This window comes from Nonlabens xylanidelens (assembly GCF_002934445.1).
GTDB classification, from domain to species: Bacteria; Bacteroidota; Bacteroidia; order Flavobacteriales; family Flavobacteriaceae; genus Nonlabens; species Nonlabens xylanidelens.
This window is the reverse complement of sequence record NZ_PTJE01000006.1, coordinates 94,953-117,688: the sequence shown is the minus strand read 5'-3', so window position 1 is coordinate 117,688 and position 22,736 is coordinate 94,953. Positions and strand designations below refer to the sequence as shown.

The following is a 22,736-nucleotide window of genomic DNA, read 5'->3' as shown; positions in this document are numbered from 1 at the left end:
TGGTCGGTCGTCATTAATACTTGTTTCTTGACTCCTGTTTTCTTTTGATTTTGAAAAAGCATTTATAAGTTGAAAACGCACCTTCATAAGTTCATATAAAAACCGACCGCCATCTCACTGCAACTTTGCGATTGTAAACTAATTAAAACTTACAATCATGAAATACATTATTTTAATTATTACTGCACTAGTAACTTCAAACGCATTTGCACAGAAAACATTTTTTGAAAACATTAAAGCAAAAGGTGAAAACCCAGTCTATATAGAATACCCAGGCGTTTCTACAGATAACAAAGGAGAACAAATGGTAGACCTTAGCCAGGAAAGAGTAGGCCAGTATAACGAGCCACGAGAAGTTATTGTAAAATTGTTAAAGCATGAAGGTATCGACTCTGGAATTGCTATTATTGATAAAAATGATACTGACGAAAAAGGAAGCCAGTATATAGCAGATTTTACAAAAAACAGACACACGTTCACTGGGTTTCCTAACACATATATCGTTTATGAAAATGTGTTTAATGAAGGTTATGTAGCTATAGGCAACTATATATTTTTTATAGATCACTTTAACAGCCGTACAGAATTTGGTGACATAAACAGAGTTTATGTGTTAAAGGGTACAACACCAGATGGCGAAGCAAGTTCAAAAACTAAAAAAAAGAAAAGTGGCTTTGGTAAATTTTTAAACAAAGCAAAAAATATTGCTTTAAATAATAGTGCAGGACCAGATCCTAGAAAAGCACCAGAATATAAAGCCATATCTAAAGAAAATGTACGTGAAATGATAAGCGATTATTTAACCGCTATGCGTGAAAAACAAATCGCCTATACGCTAACATCTAAAGACGAAGCAGATTTAGCTACTATGCAAAAAGAGGCAGACGCTTACAGTAAATACATTAAAGACAAGAACAATGCCTATTGGAATAGTCCTGAAGGTCAGAAAACTCTTAGAGGTTGGAAATTAGCAGACGAGCATAAATCAAGTTGTAGGTTAACAGCATCTAGCTGCACAAATATTTTTCATTAAACAACAAAACAAATTTTCATCTAGTTCTAAAGCTTTTAGTTGAACACAAGAGATTAAATATTTTTTAGGGGAAGTCTATTTAGGACTTCCCTTTTTTATTTAGACTCAAAATTTAATTGGTCTGAAATACTTATCGATCCAGCTACCTCAAGAATTCTTTTGCGTGGCTTGTTTGAAAAAATTATAAATCCTATAACGTGAAGGGGTTACTACACCTTATAATCCTTGAGGCCGTTGCAAGGTGTTGCTTAATTTCTGAATATTTCGAGTCTTTAGTATAAGGAATTAATAAAGCACCCAACCTTAGCCGGTAGTATTTGCTATATACGTTCTCATAAGATGAACCGTACCTCATTATACAAATCTATAGGCAACCCTGTATAAATGTTTTAAAACAAAATATAAAAACAAAGCCGAGTTCAGCTTATACCTGCAACTAATCAAGTTGATTTTAATTTTTTAATAGGCAAAAGATCTCCATTTTTTTTAACCTATCGATTGTTTATCATTTTTTCTATTTCGGCAATTCTTTTCGCAAAATTATCATTTATCAATCATCTATGAATACTTAATTCTAGATCTCTGTCTTTCATTTTAAGCTTAAAATAACTCTTCATAAGTTGAAAACACACCTTCATAAATTCTTATAAAAATCAACTGGCATCTTATTGCAAATTTGTGATTGTAAATCAACTAATAATTACAATCATGAAAAAAACATTACCTTTTTTAATTATCGCTTTTCTGTTTACGATGAGTGCAAATGCTCAAATCCCCACAGGACAATTATGGGATTTTACATTTACTAACGGAAGTCTAGTGAATCAAGTAACACCTGGAACTGCAGATCTTACTACAAATAATCAAACTGCGGTCTCAGTAATAGACAGAGTTGGTACAGCAAACACTGCATACCAAATGAATTCCGATTACTTTATCAATACACGACAAGGTTCGACCGTTAATAATCAAGAAATTTCTATGAGCTTCTGGATGAAAGTAGACCTCGCAGACCTTGCAGCAAATACAACACAGATTTTTTTAATAGGAGGAAGCTCTGGCTTCTTGAATATAAGAATAAATAATAGCGACAGTTCTAATCCTGGCAGGTTTGAATATTATGCAAGAGGAAGCGTTAACGGAATTCAAAAAAATGGTTTTGCCACTACAAGTATTCCCAGTTTGACTGATGACACATGGCATCATGTTGCATTAGTAAGCGAGGTTAACGGTAACACCATAGAATTTGATACTTATGTAGACGGTGTTTTACAATCATACCCATCTGTAGTTTCGCTTAATAGTACAGCTGGAGCAGCACCACAATTTATAACAGATCCTCGATTAATAGTTGCACCACAAGGAGCATTTCCAGGATCTCTTGATGACATTAGATATTACGAGCGTGCACTTACAAGTGTTGAGGTTACAGCACTAGCTTCAGAAAATTCACCTATAGTTCAACCACCACTCTATGTAGATGCTAATGCTACCGGAGCAAATGATGGATCTAGTTGGGCAAATGCTTATATAAAGTTGCAAGATGCACTTGATAATGCTAACACTGTAGATGTATGGGTAGCAGCAGGAACGTATAAACCTTTAGCTGGTGTAAGCGAATCCTTTACAGTAAATAACACTAAGAATATTTATGGAGGATTTAATGGAACTGAAACTACTCTTGCTGAACGTGATTTTATAACAAACATCACTAGATTATCTGGCGACCAGCAAAATAATGACACTGCTATTCCAGCTTTTAACGCCGCCGACAGGTCTGACAACAATCGTGTAATTTTAAAAGTCTATGCTTCAAATACGGTAATAGACGGTATATACATAAGCGGTGGACATGCAAATGTAAATGCTAATCAAAATGGAGCTGGTGCCCTTATCAATAAGTCTACAACGATCAACAATTGTGTATTTGAAAACAATATTTCCTATGGTCATGGTACAATTACGGTAAATTCATCGCCTAGTGGCTCTGCTTTTCTAAGTCAGAATAATATCATTAAAAACAACCTTACTGGTGGAGTTTGTGCATTTTATGATAATATTTCTATTGATGGTTCAGTGCGATTTGTAAATACATTGATAGTGGATAACACGTCATTAACAAACAGCATATTTGGACAGAGTTCAACAGGTGTTGTATGGATCAATCCTAATAGTCAAAATGGAACGGCGGTAAATATGCAATTTCTAAATTCAGTAGTCGCAAATAACACTTATTCATCTCCTAATTCTGGAAATGGTAATGCAAATATTAGAACTTACAGCGATCAGCTTACTGCATCATATAGTTATTACAATTGTATTTTTTATGGTAATAGTGTAACCACACCACTGTTCAATGATGGACCGAGAAATTTTGATCTAAAAAATTCATTATCAGATAATGGATACGGTATATCTGGAATTAATATGATTACAGGTGACCCACTTTTTGTCGATCCTGCAAATGGAGATTACAGTCTGCAAAGTACTTCTCCGAGTGTGGATACCGGATTAAGCAGCCTTTATAATAACCAATGGTTACAATACGACCTAACTGGTAACAATCGTATCGCAGGAAGCTCGATAGACATGGGTGCATACGAGTTCGGAGCAACCGCAGGAATCAATGATGTAGAACAACTCTCTATGAGCTTATATCCCAATCCAGTAACAAACATTATAAATATCATTGTTAAAAATAACGCTTTCGCTAAAGCAGAAGTATATAACCTACAAGGGCAACAAATATTGATTTCTCAAACAGAAGAAGTTAATGTTCAAGACCTAAAAACAGGAATGTATATCATTAAAGTAACGACAGAAACTGGAGAAATAGCAACAAAGCAGTTTATCAAAAAATAAAATATGATGAGGCTATGGTTTATTGGAATTTTCCATAGTTGTAATTAAGGGGAAATCTGAATTGATTTTAGATTTTTTAAAATGAATCGAGTTACAGCAATGTAACTCGATTTTTTTTGCTCAATCCTTTTTCATTATCTATCTTTAAAACTATGAATAAATGGGTCTCTTTTATTATTATTTGTTGCGCATGCTCCATTAATTATGGACAGGAATTAAATAATGATAACCTTCAAGGTTTCAATCTTTTTTTAATGCCAGAGCATCAAATCAATATTACTTTGAGTCTAGACAGCAATAATATAGTTAATCCTAACACAGGTTTTTCTATAACTCCTGGAGTAAAAACCATCGATATGGTTTCCATTTATAATGAATCACAGTCCATAGAGTCTAAGCCTTATACACCTAATGCAAACACAGATTTTGGCAGATTAAGATTTAAAAAAGACCGCAAGGCTGTAAATGTGTATTTAGAAAACGATCGATTTGCTAGAAAATTTAAGTCTAGTAATCCTGCCTTTTTTGAAGCCAATAGAAACACCGGATTACATAGATCTTATAATCCGTTATCGGTTTATAATAATCGCTGGTAATATTGCAAACAACCCATTATCCATCACATTCTCAAATCAATAAATTAATATTTATATAAAGAGTTTTTGAAAAATTCCGCTTTCGCGAAAGCGGAATCAAACTATCTTTACACAACAAAAAAAAGCCATGAAGAAGCAAGAAATCATAGAACGTTTCATAAGTTACATCACCATCGATACGGAGTCAGACCCTAATAGTGACACAACTCCTAGTAGTGAAAAGCAGTGGGATCTTGCACGCAAATTACATCAAGAGCTTATAGATATGGGAATGAGCGATGTGACTATAGATGAGAATGCATATATAATGGCTACTCTACCATCAAATGTAGAACATGAAACGGCTACTATAGGTTTTATCTCGCACTTTGATAGTACTCCAGATTTTACAGGTAAGGACGTTAAACCTCAAATTATAGAAAAATATGATGGTGGTGATATTCCTTTAAAAGGATCTGATCTTGTTTTATCTCCAGAATATTTTGACGATTTAAAACAATACAAAGGACAGACCATTATTACAACAGATGGTACTACTCTACTGGCGGCAGATGATAAAGCTGGAATTACCGAAATAATGACTGCAATGAAGCACATGCTGGACAATCCAGAAATTAAACACGGTGCTATTAAGGTAGGTTTTACACCAGATGAAGAAATAGGTCGCGGTGCACATAAATTTGATGTAGAGAAATTTGGTGCTGACTGGGCTTACACAATGGATGGTAGTCAGATAGGAGAACTAGAATATGAAAATTTTAATGCTGCTGGCGCGGTAGTAACTTTTTATGGTAAAATAGTTCACCCAGGATATGCCAAAGGAAAAATGATCAACTCCATGTATGTAGCTCAGGAATTTATCGATTCTTTACCTAGAATGGAAACTCCAGAACATACAGAGGAATACCAAGGATTCTTTCACCTGCATAATATGAAAGGAGCGGTAGAAAAATCAGAATTACAGTACATCATTAGAGATCACAATAAAGAACATTTTGAAGCACGTAAAGAAGTGATGCAAAACCTTGTAAACACTCTTAATGAGCAATATGATCGTGAGGCAGTAAGTATAGAAATCAAAGATCAATACTTCAACATGCGTGAGAAAGTAGAGCCAGTAATGCATATCGTAGATGTTGCAGAACAAGCAATGAAAGATCTAGGCATTACACCTCTTATTAAACCTATACGCGGTGGTACAGATGGATCTCAATTGAGTTATATGGGATTACCGTGTCCAAATATTTTTGCTGGTGGTCATAATTTCCATGGCCCTTATGAATATGTTCCTGTAGAGAGTATGATAAAAGCTACAGAGGTGATAGTAAGAATAGCAGAATTAGTAGCTGAAAAGAAATAAAAATGATCAAATATTCATTGGCCATAGTATTAACCCTTGGTCTATTTGCGGTAGCCATTGCTCAAGAAAAGAGCTGGCTAGATAACAATAGAAAAGTGGTAACCGATTCTACAGAAGCAGTCTTTTATCAAATTAAAGAAGCAGATGCATCTATAGGTTTAATAAAAGAGGAAACTTATTACAAGCAGAATGATCAGTTATTTTCAAAAGGTTATTTGGAAATAAGAACAGATTATAGAACTGGTACCTGGCAATGGTTTTACAATAATGGTAATAAGATGAGGCAACTTACCTATTCCAGTGGCCGAATAGTAGGTTATCAATCTGTTTATGATTCCACTGGAAACTTACTAGAAAACTATGCTTTGAGTAAATCTAGTGAAGAAGGTGTACCATGTTATTACAAATATAAAAAAGAGGTAGATGGTAGTGTCTCTATCAAAGATGGGAATGGGGTTTTTAATGGTCCATACAAAGGCGACAGTAAGGCAATAGATAGCCTGAGTGGCCATTACAAAAACCAAAAAGCTAGTGGTTTATGGAAAGCGTACAAAGACAATACCTTAGTATATGAAGAAATATACGAAGATGGGGTTCCCAAATCTGGAAAAAGCTATCACAATGGAAAAAGTTACACGTATGATTCCTATTCTCAAAGTGCTCAACCTTTGATGAATTCTAAAAAATTCATACGTAAGTTACAGATACACATAAATCATTATTATGATTTAATAGAACTCAATAAAAACGATTACAGCACTAACATGAGTATACTTTTCATGATCGATACAGAAGGTAATGTAAGTGATATTAAAATAAAGAATGGAATGGGTAAAGGACCTGATGAAATGGCAATTAGAGGTCTACGCAGTATGGATGTAAAATGGAAACCAGCTCAAGTAAGAGGCATACCAGTACAATCTTATGTCAAAATACCTTTTTCTATGGAGAGTAGAGAATGTAATGATTGTTAGACACATTAACACTTATTTTTTGGCATTTTTTAGATCATTTACGAGAATTCAACTCATTATTAAATTTGTGTATACAAATAAAATATATTGTAATCTAACGCAACCTTTAATTACATTATGTATCTAAAATAAAACTAAACCAATGAAAAAATTACTGCTTATAATAACTATCTTTTTTATCTCTACAAATTGTTTTGCTCAAGAAGGACAAAATGATGATCAAACAGATAGTCAGAAACGACTAGATAAATTCAATGAAGCTAAAAAGCATGAGGTAAGTCTAGATGTTGTTGCTGCTATAGCAGGCTTAGGTATTAATCCTAGATATGAATATGTATTAGGTAGATATTCTGGTGTAGGTGTAGATTTAAACATCGGTATTCTGGATAACGAAGATAAATTTGACTACTATGAAACCTTTAGTATTACACCTTATTACAGACAATACTTCTTTTCAAAAGAAGACTATGGTGCTAAAGGTTTTTACGGAGAAGGTTTTGTAAAAGTTTTTAGCTTTGAAGACGGATACTTTATTAGCGATTTTAATGGCGGTCGCAACGTAACAGAATCTTACACTGAAGCTGCGATAGGAGTCGGTATAGGATGGAAATGGGTAAGCGATAGCGGTTTTTTAATCGACGTAGGTTTTGGTATAGGTCGTAATTTCGGAATTGCGGATGACAGAAATGAAACTTTTGATCTACCAGAAGTAACTGGCCGTGGTGGCGTAAACTTTGGCTGGAGGTTTTAATCAGCTATCATTCACATATATCATTTCTAATAAAAGCGAACTTTACAGTTCGCTTTTATTATATTCAGTAAAACTATTCATTTAAGCATGCCACAACTTCTTTTAAAAACTCATATTAACGCTCCTATTGAACTGGTTTTTGATCTAGCTAGAAGTATAGACTTGCATATGTTATCGCTAGAACATACAAATGAAAAAGCCATTGCAGGAAGAACGACTGGTCTTGTAGAAAAGGGAGAAACTGTTACCTGGAGAGCAAAGCACTTAGGGTTTACTCAAGAACTGACTAGTTTAATTACAGATGTAGAACCGCACAATTATTTTGCAGACCAGCTGGTAAAAGGAGCCTTCAAGCATTTTAAACATGAACATTTTTTTGAGCAACAAGAAGATGGCTCTACACTCATGAAGGATATATTCAATTACACCTCACCATTAGGTATTCTAGGTAAACTAGCGGATACTCTATTTCTAAAAAACTATATGACGCGTCTTTTAGAACAACGCAATAAAACTTTAAAAGATGTCGCTGAAGATGGAAGATGGAAGATGGAAGGAGTTACCTGGAATGGATAAACACAAATAATTTAATTAAAACGAGACACAAAAAAAAACCCTTGATCTCTCAAGGGTTTTATAAATGAACATAAACTGTTCTTAATTTTCTTTAGTAATCACTGTCTCAGATAATTTCTTTGTCAGCTCTACAGATATTGCAGATCTTTCAAAAGTAATTTTACCAGCACCTGTTTCAATCAAAACGGTTCCTTTTTCAGGATTAATTTGATTTACTTTACCGTGTATACCGCTAGTAGTAATTACTTTGGTACCCACTTTAAGTGATTCTGCAAAAGTTTTTTCTTCTTTACGCTTTTGTGCTTGTGGTCGCATGATCAAAAAGTAGAACACTCCGATGATAAGCAGGTAAGGCGCAAAGTTTATAATGGTATTCATGTCCATAATAAAAAATCCTTATGCGTTAGGCGCGCCAGCCTTAGCCTTAGGATTTACAAAACCTTTAATACGGATAGACTCAGTACCAGATTCTGTATTTGCCTTAATAGTAACTGTTTTAGTCTGTGCGTTAGGCTTACCGTTAGTGTTAAATTTCACTAGCATAGTACCTTCAGCACCAGGAGCGATAGGCTCTTTAGACCAAGTAGGAACTGTACAACCACAAGATCCTTTTGCGTTTACAACGATAAGTGGAGCACTTCCTGTGTTTGTAAACTTATATTCATGCTCAACTACAGCACCTTCTTCTACAGTACCAAAATCAAATTCAGTTTCAGCAAAAGTCATTTCTGGATAGTCACCAGCAACTTCTTTACTTGCAGCTGCAGCAGTAAGGTTTGCTTCATCGATTGTTGCAGATTGTGCTTTTTCGTTACAGCTAGTTAAAGCCATTGTAGCTACAGCAGCTACCATCAAAACTAATTTTTTCATCATGTTTTATTTTAATAATTTCTAAAAAATGTAAAGCAAATGTAATTAAAAACATGTTTTAATCCAACGCTATTAACTTAACCTTACATTAAACCTCTTCCCATTTTATGTAGCTGATCATTTTTCTCAAATTCCTTGAGTAAATTATCTAGAATACCGTTGATAAAATTGGCACTTTTAGGAGTACTATAATCTTTAGCTATCTCAAGATATTCATTGATAGTAACCTTAACCGGTATGTCTGAGAAGTATAAAAACTCTGCTTGTGCCATCATAATCAGCACCATATCTATTTGAGCGATACGTTCTTTATCCCAGTTAGGTGTTTTACCTTCTATACGAGCAGATAGTTCATTAATGTTTAATAATGTCTTTCTAAAAAGATTCATAGTAAACTTTGCGTCTTCTTGATCTTTAAATAAAGGTGGTAATACAACTTCCTTTAAAGGTTTAATCTTACGCATAAATTGAATCATGGTAGAATTAACTAGTGGAAAATCATCGGTCCATGTGATGTTAATGTCTTCTAGGTAATCTAGCAACTCATCACTAGGTGCGATAATATCTTCGTAGATGTAGGTTAAGAATTTTAGATCCTTTTTAAGTGAAGGCTCTTCATCCATAGAATAAACGACAAAGGTCTTGCTTTCTTGAATTTTGAAATAAAGATTTTCTACATACTTAGAATCTAGATGCCATGGATCTAGATCACGTTGTTGTAACGCATCTTTAAGCGCCTCGCTCTCTCTTAATTGTAATAAAATTTTATTATCAATAAAGTGTCTTGATGGATTTTCTTCTACATTAGAAGAAAGCAATCTTCTTTGCTTTTTTCCATGTCTTTCTACAGCTTCTTCATGGATTTTAACCAGCAGTTGCGCCATGTATAAAAACAGCGTGTATGATTGCGTCATACTAGTGTTGATAAACTTTTCAAGGTCTTTTAAATCGTCTGTATTTTGACGTTGAAAAGAAAAAACTGCTTGCATTACTTTGATGCGCAATTGTCTTCTGGTAAGCATAAGAACGTTTTATTTATTACTCTAGCGAGCTATTGTTTAAGTTAGCTTTCGCGAAAGCGGAATTATAATAACTATTAACCTCGTTTCTACTTCTAAAAACGAGGCAAAAATACTGTTTTAAAGTGAACTAGTAAACTAGCTGCTCTTGTTTTCTAGCTGCAATACGAGCTTGTGCGATCTCTAAAGCTGCTTTATGAGTACTCACGCCAGTTTCTTTGGCACGATTTAAAATTTCTATAGTAGTCGTATAAATATTTTCAGTTTTTCTCATGATTTCAGAACGGTCATACCCCTCTAACTCTGCATAAACATTTATAATCCCTCCTGCATTAATTAAAAAGTCTGGAGCATAAACAATTCCTTTGTTTTGAAGTAGCATACCATGCTTTACCTCATCTGCAAGTTGATTATTTGCGGCACCAGCAATAATAGATGCTTGTAATTTATTTATAGAAGTGTCATTTATAGTCGCACCTAATGCACATGGAGCATAAATATCCATTTGCTCTGCATGTAAATCGTTACCTCCATAAATAGTCACACCATATTTATCTCTTACTTCTTCTAGTCTGTCTTGATTAATATCAGAAACAACTACGTCAGCACCTTCTTGTGTTAGATATTCTACTAGAGTCTCACCTACGTTACCTATTCCTTCTACATAGATTTTTTTATCTTCTAGCACATCGCTGCCGTACTTAAACTGTGCAGCTGCTTTCATACCCATAAAAACACCGTATGCTGTAATAGGAGAAGGATTTCCTGCACCACCTTTTTCTTGAGATATACCGGTTACATAAGGCGTTACCTCACGTACTGTATCCATATCTTCGGTAGCCATACCTACATCTTCGGCAGTGATGTAACGACCGCTTAATGAATGTACAAATTCACCAAATTTGCGCATTAACTCAGGTGTTTTTTGAGTTTTTGCATCACCTATAATAACGGCTTTTCCTCCACCTAGATTTAATCCAGTAATGGCACTTTTAAAGGTCATACCTCTAGAAAGTCTTAAAACGTCATTAAGGGCAGCCCATTCATTTTCATATTGCCACATACGTGTACCGCCTAATGCAGGACCTAATACTGTATTATGAATACCGATAATGGCTTTCAGTCCTGTATCTTTGTCGTTACAAAAAACGATTTGCTCGTGACCGTCAAACGATACCTGACCAAAGACAGGATCTTGACGAACTAATTTTTCTAAAGAATCAAATTCTTGAGGCATAAAAATAAATTTATTGACTTTAAAGATTGTTATTAAAAAGCGTGCAAAAATAACTTGATTTTAGGGATTAGGCAATTTACCATGCTTAATTTACCGACTGTTTAAAAAAAATAATTTCCCTTAGGGAATTTGTAAGTAAATGAAAGAACTTAAAAAACTAAATGTACTGTTTGCAAAGTACAAATGGCAATTTATAGGCGGTGTTATAGTCACCATCATATCTCGTTATCTATCCTTGTATTTACCTAAATACGTAGGTAAAATCATAAACCTACTCAATGATTATGATAAAGGACTGATTACAGATAAGGAAGCGATGAAAGATGATCTCGTTTTATACATCTTGATTATATTAGGATCTACACTACTTGCCGCTGTGCTTACCTTTGTCATGAGACAATTAATAATAGTTGTTTCTAGACACCTAGAATACGATCTTAAAAACATAGTTTATCAACAATACCAGCGCCTATCCTTAGGTTTTTACAAACAAAATCGCACTGGAGATTTAATGAACCGTATAAGTGAAGACGTCTCTAAAGTACGTATGTACATGGGACCTGCCATCATGTACAGTATAAACATGATTACCTTATTTGCCGTTGTTATACCTGCGATGATAGACACCGCTCCTACTCTAGCTATATATACCATTATACCATTACCAATATTATCAGTGGCTATTTATGTAATAAGTAGAGAAATCAACAAGCGTGCAACACTAGTACAAGAGTACTTATCAAATTTAAATACCATCTCTCAAGAGGCATTTAGTGGTATATCTGTTATTAAGGCTTATAATCTTGCTCCTCAAATGAATGAGCAATTTACACAAGTAGCTAACGACAGTAAAGATAAAAATATAGATCTAGCACGTATCCAGGCCCTATTCTTCCCGCTTATGGTTTTATTAATAGGATTAAGTAATATTATGGTCATATATATAGGTGGGAAACAAGTTATAGATGGAACCATAGATGTAGGTACCATACCAGAATTTTTGATTTATGTAAACATGCTTACCTGGCCAGTTGCCATAGTAGGTTGGGTGACTAACATGATACAGCAGGCTGAGGCTTCTCAAAAAAGAATCAACGAGTTCTTAGATATAGACCCAGCCATTAAAAATCTTAATGAAGCACCTACACCTATTAAAGGTAACATCTCGTTTAAGAATGTAAACTTTACCTATGAAGACACTAACATACATGCTTTAAAGAATGTATCCTTTGAGATAGCATCTGGAAAAACACTAGCTATTTTAGGAAAAACAGGTAGTGGTAAATCTACTATCCTAGAATTAATAGGTAGACTTTATGATATCGATAACGGCTCTCTAACCGTAGACGACATTGAAATCGACCAACTTAACCTAAATGATTTAAGAAACTCCATAGGTTATGTACCCCAAGATGCCTTCTTATTCTCTGATTCTATAGGTAAGAACATAGCATTCGGTAAAAAAGATGCTAGTCAAGAAGAAATAGAAGCCGCTGCAAAAAATGCGGTGGTACACAAAAATATAACCAACTTTACTAAGGGTTATGAAACTGTACTAGGAGAGCGTGGTATCACCTTAAGTGGCGGACAGAAACAACGTGTTTCTATCGCTAGAGCAATTATTAAAAAACCACAAATTTTATTATTTGACGACTGTTTAAGTGCGGTAGATACAGAGACCGAAGAAAAGATTTTAAATAATCTTAAAAAAGTAACTAAGGACACCACTACAGTAATCGTAAGTCATCGTGTGAGTAGTGCAAAAAATGCAGATCAAATAATTGTACTAGAAGATGGTAACATTATAGAGCAAGGTAATCATGAATCTCTTCTAGCAAATCAAGGCTATTATGCAGATCTTTATGCAAATCAAATGCTACAAGAAGATTAATAATTCAAAAATTATCGCACACAATTAACTATATCACAGTTGCTTATAATATTAATTATCGATTATCTTTTCTATTAGACATTTTTTTCTATTTTTGGTAAGATATAACACTACTTAAAGAACATGAGCGATCGAGATTACCAAGAGCAAGAAGAGATATTTTCAAAAGTAGTACGAGCAGGAAGACGTACCTATTTCTTTGATGTAAGAGCCACTAAGGCAGACGATTATTACTTAACTATTACTGAAAGTAAGAAATTCACTAATGACGATGGTAGTTTTCACTTTAAGAAACATAAAATCTATCTTTATAAAGAAGATTTTCAAGAATTTGGAGACACGCTCAAAGAGATCACTGACTTTATTATAGATAAAAAAGGTGGTGAAGTTATATCTGACCGCCATCAATCTGATTATAAAAGAGAAGAAGCGGCACCTATCGCAACAGAGACAGCTACTGTTAACTCTACAGAAAGCTTTACTGACATCAGTTTTGATGACATATAAGTAAATCCTTAAAATTATCACAAAGCCTTTCTATATGAGAGGCTTTTTTTATTTTTATATCCCACGCATTCTTTGATGCACCAATTACGATTACCTCACGATTAAAATTATACCATGAAACAAACGATGTTGCTATTGTTGGTTCTCGCTTTCGCGAAAGCGTTACCAGCACAAACTATTGTAGACCCTACACTAGATTATTACTTACCACAAAATGTTTCCTATAATCCTGACATTCCTACACCGCAAGAAATAATAGGTTATGTACCAGGTAAATGGCATATATCTCATGATAAATTAGCGCAATACATGATGGTACTAGCAGATAAATCTGACCGTTTTACTATTGAAAATCGTGGCAAAACTTATGAAGACCGACCTTTATACTTACTAACAGTAACTAGTGTTGAAAATCAAAAAAACATAGAACAAATAAGAAAAGACCATGTCGCTGCAACAGACAAGGATGCCGTGGACAACACTAACGCACCCATAGTCGTTTATCAAGGTTTTTCCATTCATGGAAACGAACCTAGTGGCTCTAACGCCGCTCTACTTCTAGCCTATCACCTAGCTGCTGCACAAGGCCCAGAAATAGAGGCACTTTTAAAAAACACCGTTATACTTCTAGATCCTAGTTTAAATCCTGATGGATTACAACGATTTGCCACTTGGGTTAATCAAAATAAAAGTGATAACGTAAACCCAGACACCTACGACAGAGAATACAATGAAACCTGGCCTGGTGGACGTACAAATCACTATTGGTTTGATATGAATCGCGACTGGCTACCAGTTCAATTACCAGAATCACAAGCACGCATAGAGACATTCCACAAATGGTTACCTAATATTCTTACAGATCATCATGAAATGGGAACTAACTCCACATTCTTTTTTCAACCAGGAATACCATCGAGAACACACCCACTAACTCCTGCGATGAATCAAAAACTGACTCGTGAAATAGGGAATTACCTCGCAGAAGGTTTTGACAAGATAGGCTCGCTTTATTACACAGAAGAAGATTATGACGATTTCTACTACGGTAAGGGATCTACTTTTCCAGACATTAATGGATCTATAGGAATCTTGTTTGAGCAAGCTAGCTCTCGTGGTCATGCTCAAAATTCTGACAACGGAGTATTGACTTTTCCTTTTACGATAAGAAACCAATTCACAGCAGCTTTGAGCACCTTAAAAGCAGCAACTGATAAACGTAAAGAAATACTAGACTATCAAAATCAATTTTATAAAGATGCGAGAAAAGAAGTGAGCGGTGGCGCTATCATCTTTGGAGATCATACAGATGCTGGAAGAACAGATGCACTTGCAGAAATTTTATTGAGACACAAAATAGAAGTACGCTCTCTTAAAAACGATGTTTCTAAAAATGGTAAAACCTATAAAAAAGGGTATGCTTACATCGTACCTAAGAATCAGAAAAACTCTCGATTAATCAACGCTATGTTTGAAAAGCGTACTACTTTTCAAGACAGTTTGTTTTATGACATCAGCGCATGGACTTTTCCACTAGCATTTGATATGGATTATGATGAAGGTGCTAGTTTGAGTGAATCAAATGAGGAAATTACTCTAGAGCGTTTTTACTCTAATGACTGGACTTTCCGTCGTAGCATTAATGATCCGATGTATAGAGTTGATTTTACAGAATATGCTTATTTAATATCTTGGAATGAATATTATAGTCCTAAAGTATTGAACATTCTACTTAAAAATGGAGTTAAAGTAAAAGTTGCAATGAAACCATTTCAAATTGACGGTAAAAGTTTTGATTATGGTACTTTAATGATTCCCATGAAAAACTCTAGCTCTAAAAATTATGATTCGATGAGCATAATGAAGAAGTTAAATAATGAATATAAGATTAAAACAACGATTGTAAACACCGGCCTCACAGAAGGAATCGACTTAGGATCACGTCAGTTTAGAGATATTAAATTACCTAAAATCGCTGTTCTTGTAGGTGAAGGCATTAACCCATCTGACGCTGGAGAGATCTGGCATTTAATGGACCAGCAATATGATATTCCTATTACAAAAATAGACCTAGCAGATATTAACCGTAAGGATTTGAGTCGTTACAATACAATTATTGTTCCAGCGACATATGGTAGTCCAGAAAATGAGGTGATCGACCAATTAAAAACATGGACTCGCAATGGTGGTACTTTAATAGGATATCGTAGCGCATTAAGATGGATGAGCAGTTCTAAATTGTTACCTCTTAAATTCAAAAAAACAGAAAACCCTGCAAAGAACATCACCTTTGAACAACGTCGCGATCACAGCGGCGCGCAACGTATAGGTGGAGCTATTTTTGAAACCAAGCTGGATCGATCACATCCTATTGCGTTTGGCTTTAAAGATGACCAGTTGCCTATGTTTAGAAACACGACACTATTTGTAGAACCAAATAAAGACAGTTACCGCAATCCTATCAAGTATACAGACAGCCCTTTAATGAGTGGCTATATTTCTGATATAAATCTAGAGGCTTTAAAGAGCACGGTGCCATTTCAGCATAATAATTATGGTCGTGGAGACGTGATAGGTTTTACAGATAATACTCAGTTTAGAGCATTCTGGTACGGAACTAATAAACTATTAATGAACGCTATTTTCTTTGCTGAGCAAATGTAAATTTTGAATTCTGACTCCATAAAAAATGCTTCTGAAAGAATATTCAGAAGCATTTTTTTATGGAAAATTTCTAGTTTAGGTTTTACCCTATATAAAGATTCTTTATCCTACTCGATCGCCATTCTTTGCATGAGCATTAGGTTGTAACAAGATAACATCTTTATCATCTCCTACCACGCCCAGAACTAGACATTCACTCATAAAGTTGGCTATTTGCTTTTTAGGAAAATTAACTACCGCTATAACTTGCTTACCTACCAGGTCTTTTTTATCGTATCGCTTAGTAATTTGCGCACTGGTTTTTTTAACACCTAAATCGCCAAAATCAATTTGCAATTGATAAGCAGGATTACGTGCTTCTGGAAAATCACTCACCGTCATCACCGTTCCTACACGCATGTCTATTTTTTCAAAATCACCCCAAGATATCTCCATTAATTCATTTTTAATTTTTCTATCATTTCTGGAGAGACATATTCATCTGCTCCATAAGCATTTACCAGCAATCCTTTCTCACCTGTTTTACACTCTAGAACATAAAGAATAGTGTTATCTCCTGCGCTGCTCATTCCCTCAAATCTATAAAACTTTACCACTTCTATCTCTCCTGCTTTCCATTGTTTTTTCAAATCTTTAGAATGCACTCCATCTTCTACTAGATCAAAGTTTATTGTAAAACCTTCTTTTTGCAAGTCTTCTATCGCTTCTGATAGTGTATTGTATCCGTTTTTCATAGTTTTTATTTTCAATTTAAAGAAAACAAATCCTTTAGAAGAAGGTTTAAAATAAGTTTAGCAAAAGAAAAATGATGGTTAATGGTCTCGCTTTCGCGAAAGCGTAACAAAAATCATACTTTTACTACTAATAAATAAAAACTATCATGTCCTTAACCCCATCTACCATGCTACCGTTAGGAACAACGGCACCAGACTTTACTCTACTAGACACCGTAAGTGGTGACATGATCCACTTGCAAGATCAAAAAGGAGCTAGAGGTACGGTGGTTATGTTTATATGCAATCACTGTCCGTTTGTAATTCATGTAAATGAAGAACTGGTGAGAATAGCAAATGATTATAGAGTTACAGGGTTTAACTTTATAGCGATCTCTAGTAACGATGTCGTTAACTATCCACAAGATGGACCAGATCGCATGAACCAACATGCTGATGAGAACGACTACCCTTTTCCCTATTTATATGATGAAACGCAAGAAGTAGCGAGAGCTTATAACGCGGCATGTACACCAGATTTTTATTTATTTGACGACCGATTAAAGTTAGTCTATCGAGGCCAGCTAGACGACTCGAGACCTGGAAACGGAATACCACTTACCGGCAGGTCATTACGTGAATCTATGGATGCACTTTTGGGTAATAAAAAAGTTCCAGAGCCACAAAAACCAAGTATAGGTTGCAATATCAAGTGGAAATAATTGAAAGATGAAGTAGTCGCTATTTTAAACGATAAAGAGTAATTTAGCAACTTATAAAATTACCGTTTATGTTCTCACTTAAAGTGATCTGGAATCCGTTAGAAGGGCTTGATTTAGGCTTTTTTACATTGCATTTTTATAGTCTTTCTTATGTTATCGCATTTGTCTTAGGATGGTACATTATCAAACCTATCTTTAAAAGAGATGGTGTGAGTGTAGAAAAACTAGATCCGCTATTTATGTACACGGTAATAGGCTGTTTACTAGGTGCACGATTAGGCCACTATTTATTTTATGAGCCATCTACATTTTTCTCAGACCCTTTAAGAGTATTCTTACCATTTGAGACATCTCCATTTAAATGGACCGGTTTTGCAGGTATGGCGAGTCATGGAGCAGCTATAGGTATTATTATCGCTATGTTCTTTTACAGCCGCAAACATTTAAAGAAAAACATGTTATGGATACTGGACCGTATCGTGGTACCTACCGCTATAGGAGGTACTTTTGTACGTTTAGGTAACCTTATGAATAGCGAGATAAATGGAAAACCTAGCGGCGACTTTTTTGCTGGATTTAAATTTGTACGCGACACGAGTGATGATAATGTGAGAGCTGCATTACAACAAACTAAAATATTAGATACCGATAAGGCTATTGACACACTGGTAAACAACCCTCAATATGCAGATGTATTAGAAGCTATACCTTACAAACACCCTGCACAATTGTATGAAGCAATTTGTTATGTAGGAGTTTTTATAATTCTTTATTTTGTCTACTGGAAAACAGATAAGCGCAATAAACTAGGGTATATATTAGGGTTATTCTTTGTTCTACTATTTACAGTAAGATTACATATTGAAACGGTAAAAGAACCACAAACAGATACCGATGCTTTTGAACTTATAGGCATGCACTTTAATACAGGTCAGCTTTTAAGCGTTCCTTTTATTCTATTGGGTCTATTTCTTATGTTCCGACCTGATGGTATGTTTGAAAAGAAAAGCGATGCGTAAACTATTTTTAGGCACATTAATATTAACCTGTCTCTTGCACGGTTGCAAACCTGACCAAGAAGCAGAAATGAGAGCTCGTGACTGGTCTTTTAAGAACGAGGCACAAGCAGTGCTTATTAATAAAGAAAAAGACACTCTCCAGCAATTAAAGCTAGAACTAGCCGATACTGATTACACCATCCAACTAGGTATGATGTATAGAGAACAGCTTACTGAAGATCAAGGAATGCTTTTTGTTTTTAACGATTCTAGACCTCGATTTTTCTACATGAAAAACACCGACGTACCTCTAGACATTATCTACATAACTGCAAATAATCGCATAGACAGTTACTATACTAACGCGGTACCTAAAGACGAAACCTTATTAAAAAGTAAAGGTGAGGCACAATACGTACTCGAGGTAAAAGCAGGTATGGTAGAGAAATGGAATCTTAAAGAAGGTGATCTTTTCAAATGGCAAAAAATCAATTAAAACCTTTCATTATCATATAAAAAAATGCCTCTCATATTGAGAGGCATTTTTTGTTTGGAATAATGTTCTTAAGAGTTTCGCTTTCGCGAAAGAGAAACACAAATAAAGAATGATTACTATTTACACAAAACCACTTCTCAACAACTGAAATCTATCGTAGGATCGTGTTGTAAGTACATTGTTCTTAATATTGTATACACTACAAATGTTATATTGAACAAATGCGTCATTTTCAAAAGTTGTTTTGACTTATCTTCTATTGTTATTACAAATGTGTATGTTAAATGCCCAGTTAAAACGAATGCGTTACAAACGCGCGCGACGTGGAAAGGGGTTACTACTTTTTTGTCCTTATTTCAGAGAATGGATATTCATCCGTTTCTTTTGTTTTTAATGTATTGTATTTATCTAACGCTATGTCTATTGAAAATCTCTTTAATTCATCATTTGATATATGCTTAATAACCATTCCAGTATAAAGCTCTCCAACAACTTTATGATTTTGGATTATAAAACATCTTTCCTCTAACTGTACATTTTTATCTATTTTATTTGTTAAAGTAACTCCAGGTAAAAAGTCATTCAAACTATTTCTAAATACAAACAACAATAAAACTGTCAGTATTACACCTAAAACTAAACCTACTATATACTTCATAATTATTATTCTTTTATCTTAGTTAGAATATTGTTTGCTGTCGATATGCTTATTTTTAGTATCGATATTTTTCTTTAAATCTGCTGGCATAAATATTTTATTCCCTATAGAATTATTTCCTATAGTGTTGTCAGCAAGTTTTTCTTTCCATCCTAATCCTCTTCCTTTACTTTCTTTTGGGTCTTTTAACTCTTTAGCAACATCAGGCAAAGCTACATTTAAACCACACAAAGATAAAGTTGTACAGTTGTTACCTGTGGCGTGATAATCGTCTTCCAATTTAAAGCTCCAACGCGTATCTTTAACCTCTGTTTTTCTATCTGTTGATTTTTCAATTAATCCTGTAAAATACTCTACTACTTTCATATCTTCTCCTGGTGTACTTTTAAATCTATATCCAGAAGTAGTTCTTCCTGTAGCATTCTCTCCTTCAATGTATGATTCTAAACTTGAATGAACTCTTAATACTCCATCGCCTGATTCATTGAATGTTCCTGAAGTTGCTCTATATCTTCCAAAATCATATACTATTGTATTTCCATTAGCGTCTATTATCCCAATAGCAACGTGTCCATAAGGATGCCCTTTGTATGCACCACCAATTAATATAATTACATCTTCAGGTGCTTCAGGTGCTTCAGGTGCTCTACCATCTGGGTCAGTAAATCTAATAGGATTGTTAAAAGTGTAATTGTAAGGCGACCATTCAGGCATTTCTTCCGCCAACGGATCCACACTCATCCATATACTTAAACTAGGGTTGTAATATCTTGCTCCATAATAATACATACCGGTCTCGCTGTCCAGTTCTTTACCGTTAAACTTGAACTCGGTCTGGTAATAGGATATTGAGGTTTGCTCTGCCATGGTTTCTCCAAAGGGTAAGTTAAGGAAAAACTGGTACATATTACCGTTTACGTCTGTTAATGCATTTGTGGTTCCTAGATGGTCTGGATGGTAAAAGTAGATAGGAACATCTACTGGCGCTCGTTTTTCTATTTCTTTTTCATCTTTTCCTTGATCTAATCGCTCGTATCGTTTCTTTTGTTCTTCAATGGTTGTGCCTTCATATTTTTTATAGACAAAATTATTGAAGCTGGTCTCTTTTAATAAGTTGACCAAATCTGACTTTTGGGCGTTATAATTCGAAGACGTACTATCTTTTCTTATTACGCTATTGCGAAAAATGCAATTCTAAACAACTAACTAAACTAACATCTCTAAGCCATAAAAAAGGAAAACTGTTTCTAGCTTCCTTTTTTTATTCTATAAGAGCTGTAGCGCATTACAAATGCTAGACTTTAACGAACGCGTTACAAACGCGCGCGACGTGGAAATTAACTTTATTGTTGATTACTGTTTTTCATTTTTTGAACTCTATTTTTTAGCTATGTCCTAATTTGGGACATTACCTAGTGTTTCAAATGCGCGCAACGAGGATGGTACTGTGTCGCATTAAAAATGCTAGACTATAACGAACGCGTTGCAAACGCGCGCGACGTGGAAAATAGTCAATCAATCTTTTAGTAATGAGATATTCTTAGACACACCATCTTTATCAACAATAATCACCTTTATTAATTCAGATTCACTATTATAAACATATTTATACTCATACATTAGTTCTTTCTTATAAATCTTTTTGAATGAAACCAGTTTTTCATCATCGTATGAGGCTATGTAATAAGAAAACTTATAAGTTTTCACATCACTTTCTAGCATTTCACCAATAGGATTTATAGGATGACTATAACCGGACCAAGTATGAAAATATTTTATTTTCATACTATTGTTGTCTTCTAAAGAATTATTACATGACAATAAAATAATTGCTATTACTATATAAGTTATTCTCATGGGTCAATAGTTAAATTAAGTTTCTCCAAGAAACCTTCTTGAAAGGAATGACAATTCTGACCTATAGGATAGCTCCACTGCCCAGAATAATCATTTGCGTAATTTCTAATCTTGTCAGAAATACCAATTACTGATCCTCCGCCTGTTGTATAAACATTGAATTTATCTATACCGGCATATCTATCGCTATGATGAGGATCTAAAGTTCGACTACCTCCTGAGTAATTGGTTTGTCCATTAAGCTCACCCTCTATTCCAAATATTGTATCTGAAAGATTTACACCCTTTTTCTTTGGCCACCATCCGTAACTCTCTGTATTTCCATGTGTTTCAACCCAATAGTGACCATATTCTCTATCACCTGATTTATCTAAATCCAAATTTTCCTCAATTCTAAATATCTCAACATCTGTTACTAATCTAAAAAGATCTCCATCAACAATTTTATCACCTACTTTAATATTGTTAGCGGACTCTGTGATCTCACCTTTTATATCATCAACTAAAGTAATTTCATTGCTAGTTTTATCAAATTCATAAACCACATTGGGTCCATCATCTTCAACAGTATTTATAACAGTACCTTCGGTATTTATGAATATAATATCATTCACAACTTCTGGCGCCCTACCATCAGGATCAACCATATTGATAGGATTGTTCATGGTATAGTTATAAGGTGAGAAGTTAGGAAACTGCTCTGCGAGTGGATCAACACTCATCCATATACTTAAACTAGGGTCATAATAGCGTGCTCCATAATAATACATACCGGTTTCATTGTCCAGTTCTTTACCGTTGAACTTGAACTCGGTCTGGTAATAAGATATTGAGGTTTGCTCTGCCATAGTTTCTCCAAAGGGTAAGTTAAGGAAAAACTGGTACATATTACCGTTTACGTCTGTTAATGCATTTGTGGTTCCTAGATGGTCTGGATGGTATCAATAGGTAT

At 34.6% G+C, this 22,736-nt stretch carries 23 protein-coding genes; 13 read left to right on the top strand and 10 right to left on the bottom strand.

What is annotated here, in order from left to right:
- The first annotated feature begins 157 nt into the window (after positions 1-157).
- From LY01_RS12035 to LY01_RS12005, 7 genes are all read left to right on the top strand, one after another.
- On the top strand, positions 158-1,033 hold the full coding sequence (locus LY01_RS12035; protein ID WP_104516107.1) for a hypothetical protein: 876 nt from the start codon (positions 158-160) through the stop codon (positions 1,031-1,033).
- A 708-nt stretch (positions 1,034-1,741) separates the two neighbouring features.
- Positions 1,742-3,895 (top strand): LamG-like jellyroll fold domain-containing protein, encoded by a 2,154-nt coding sequence (locus LY01_RS12030; RefSeq protein ID WP_104516106.1) that lies wholly within the window; start codon positions 1,742-1,744, stop codon positions 3,893-3,895.
- 152 nt (positions 3,896-4,047) lie between these two features.
- Positions 4,048-4,491, top strand: coding sequence for a hypothetical protein (locus LY01_RS12025; RefSeq protein WP_104516105.1), 444 nt, complete (start codon positions 4,048-4,050; stop codon positions 4,489-4,491).
- A gap of 127 nt (positions 4,492-4,618) precedes the next feature.
- On the top strand, positions 4,619-5,851 hold the full coding sequence (gene pepT, locus LY01_RS12020) for a peptidase T (protein WP_104516104.1): 1,233 nt from the start codon (positions 4,619-4,621) through the stop codon (positions 5,849-5,851).
- 2 nt (positions 5,852-5,853) lie between these two features.
- Entirely contained in the window at positions 5,854-6,825 is a 972-nt protein-coding gene (locus LY01_RS12015) for a hypothetical protein (protein ID WP_104516103.1), read from the top strand.
- 142 nt (positions 6,826-6,967) lie between these two features.
- A complete protein-coding gene (locus LY01_RS12010) occupies positions 6,968-7,576 on the top strand; it encodes a hypothetical protein (protein WP_104516102.1) in 609 nt (202 codons plus the stop codon).
- 87 nt (positions 7,577-7,663) lie between these two features.
- Positions 7,664-8,152 (top strand): SRPBCC family protein, encoded by a 489-nt coding sequence (locus LY01_RS12005; protein ID WP_104516101.1) that lies wholly within the window; start codon positions 7,664-7,666, stop codon positions 8,150-8,152.
- 81 nt (positions 8,153-8,233) lie between these two features.
- Here LY01_RS12005 and yajC read toward each other — a convergent pair whose 3' ends face one another.
- From yajC to LY01_RS11985, 4 genes are all read right to left on the bottom strand, one after another.
- A complete protein-coding gene (gene yajC, locus LY01_RS12000; RefSeq protein WP_317044703.1) occupies positions 8,234-8,530 on the bottom strand; it encodes a preprotein translocase subunit YajC in 297 nt (98 codons plus the stop codon).
- 18 nt (positions 8,531-8,548) lie between these two features.
- Entirely contained in the window at positions 8,549-9,022 is a 474-nt protein-coding gene (locus LY01_RS11995; RefSeq protein ID WP_104516178.1) for a DUF1573 domain-containing protein, read from the bottom strand.
- A gap of 83 nt (positions 9,023-9,105) precedes the next feature.
- Positions 9,106-10,044, bottom strand: coding sequence for a transcription antitermination factor NusB (gene nusB / locus LY01_RS11990; RefSeq protein ID WP_104516099.1), 939 nt, complete (start codon positions 10,042-10,044; stop codon positions 9,106-9,108).
- A gap of 127 nt (positions 10,045-10,171) precedes the next feature.
- Positions 10,172-11,278: a Glu/Leu/Phe/Val family dehydrogenase gene (locus tag LY01_RS11985; protein WP_104516098.1), complete on the bottom strand. Its 1,107-nt coding sequence runs from the start codon at positions 11,276-11,278 to the stop codon at positions 10,172-10,174.
- A gap of 139 nt (positions 11,279-11,417) precedes the next feature.
- On the opposite strand from LY01_RS11985, the gene LY01_RS11980 reads away from it, so the two are divergent.
- The 3 genes from LY01_RS11980 (at position 11,418) to LY01_RS11970 (ending at position 16,340) form a co-directional block, all read left to right on the top strand.
- Positions 11,418-13,169, top strand: a complete 1,752-nt coding sequence (locus tag LY01_RS11980) for an ABC transporter ATP-binding protein (protein ID WP_104516097.1) — start codon at positions 11,418-11,420, stop codon at positions 13,167-13,169.
- 123 nt (positions 13,170-13,292) lie between these two features.
- On the top strand, positions 13,293-13,676 hold the full coding sequence (locus LY01_RS11975) for a PUR family DNA/RNA-binding protein (protein WP_104516096.1): 384 nt from the start codon (positions 13,293-13,295) through the stop codon (positions 13,674-13,676).
- A gap of 114 nt (positions 13,677-13,790) precedes the next feature.
- Entirely contained in the window at positions 13,791-16,340 is a 2,550-nt protein-coding gene (locus LY01_RS11970) for a M14 family metallopeptidase (protein ID WP_104516095.1), read from the top strand.
- A 102-nt stretch (positions 16,341-16,442) separates the two neighbouring features.
- Here LY01_RS11970 and LY01_RS11965 read toward each other — a convergent pair whose 3' ends face one another.
- The gene (locus tag LY01_RS11965) at positions 16,443-16,775 is read right to left on the bottom strand and encodes a tRNA-binding protein (RefSeq protein WP_104516094.1); all 333 of its coding nucleotides are present in this window, start codon (positions 16,773-16,775) and stop codon (positions 16,443-16,445) included.
- Positions 16,775-17,074: a phosphoribosylpyrophosphate synthetase gene (locus LY01_RS11960; protein ID WP_104516093.1), complete on the bottom strand. Its 300-nt coding sequence runs from the start codon at positions 17,072-17,074 to the stop codon at positions 16,775-16,777. Before LY01_RS11960 ends, LY01_RS11965 begins: the two co-directional genes overlap by 1 nt.
- 146 nt (positions 17,075-17,220) lie before the next feature.
- On the opposite strand from LY01_RS11960, the gene LY01_RS11955 reads away from it, so the two are divergent.
- The 3 genes from LY01_RS11955 (at position 17,221) to LY01_RS11945 (ending at position 19,269) form a co-directional block, all read left to right on the top strand.
- Positions 17,221-17,775, top strand: coding sequence for a thioredoxin family protein (locus tag LY01_RS11955; protein WP_104516092.1), 555 nt, complete (start codon positions 17,221-17,223; stop codon positions 17,773-17,775).
- A 68-nt stretch (positions 17,776-17,843) separates the two neighbouring features.
- Positions 17,844-18,794 carry a prolipoprotein diacylglyceryl transferase gene (gene lgt, locus LY01_RS11950; protein ID WP_104516091.1) on the top strand — a complete coding sequence of 317 codons (951 nt, stop codon included), beginning with the start codon at positions 17,844-17,846 and terminating at the stop codon, positions 18,792-18,794.
- The gene (locus LY01_RS11945; protein WP_170034625.1) at positions 18,787-19,269 is read left to right on the top strand and encodes a DUF192 domain-containing protein; all 483 of its coding nucleotides are present in this window, start codon (positions 18,787-18,789) and stop codon (positions 19,267-19,269) included. The genes lgt and LY01_RS11945 overlap by 8 nt, the downstream gene beginning before the upstream one ends.
- Before the next feature lie 337 nt (positions 19,270-19,606).
- On the opposite strand, the gene LY01_RS11940 is transcribed toward LY01_RS11945, so the two are convergent.
- The 4 genes from LY01_RS11940 to LY01_RS11925 form a co-directional block, all read right to left on the bottom strand.
- Positions 19,607-19,927 carry a hypothetical protein gene (locus LY01_RS11940; RefSeq protein WP_104516089.1) on the bottom strand — a complete coding sequence of 107 codons (321 nt, stop codon included), beginning with the start codon at positions 19,925-19,927 and terminating at the stop codon, positions 19,607-19,609.
- An 18-nt stretch (positions 19,928-19,945) separates the two neighbouring features.
- Positions 19,946-21,049, bottom strand: a complete 1,104-nt coding sequence (locus tag LY01_RS11935) for an RHS repeat domain-containing protein (RefSeq protein WP_104516088.1) — start codon at positions 21,047-21,049, stop codon at positions 19,946-19,948.
- Between the two features lie 393 nt (positions 21,050-21,442).
- A complete protein-coding gene (locus tag LY01_RS11930) occupies positions 21,443-21,784 on the bottom strand; it encodes a hypothetical protein (RefSeq protein ID WP_104516087.1) in 342 nt (113 codons plus the stop codon).
- Entirely contained in the window at positions 21,781-22,671 is an 891-nt protein-coding gene (locus tag LY01_RS11925) for an RHS repeat-associated core domain-containing protein (protein ID WP_104516086.1), read from the bottom strand. Before LY01_RS11925 ends, LY01_RS11930 begins: the two co-directional genes overlap by 4 nt.
- Positions 22,672-22,736: the final 65 nt, after the last annotated feature.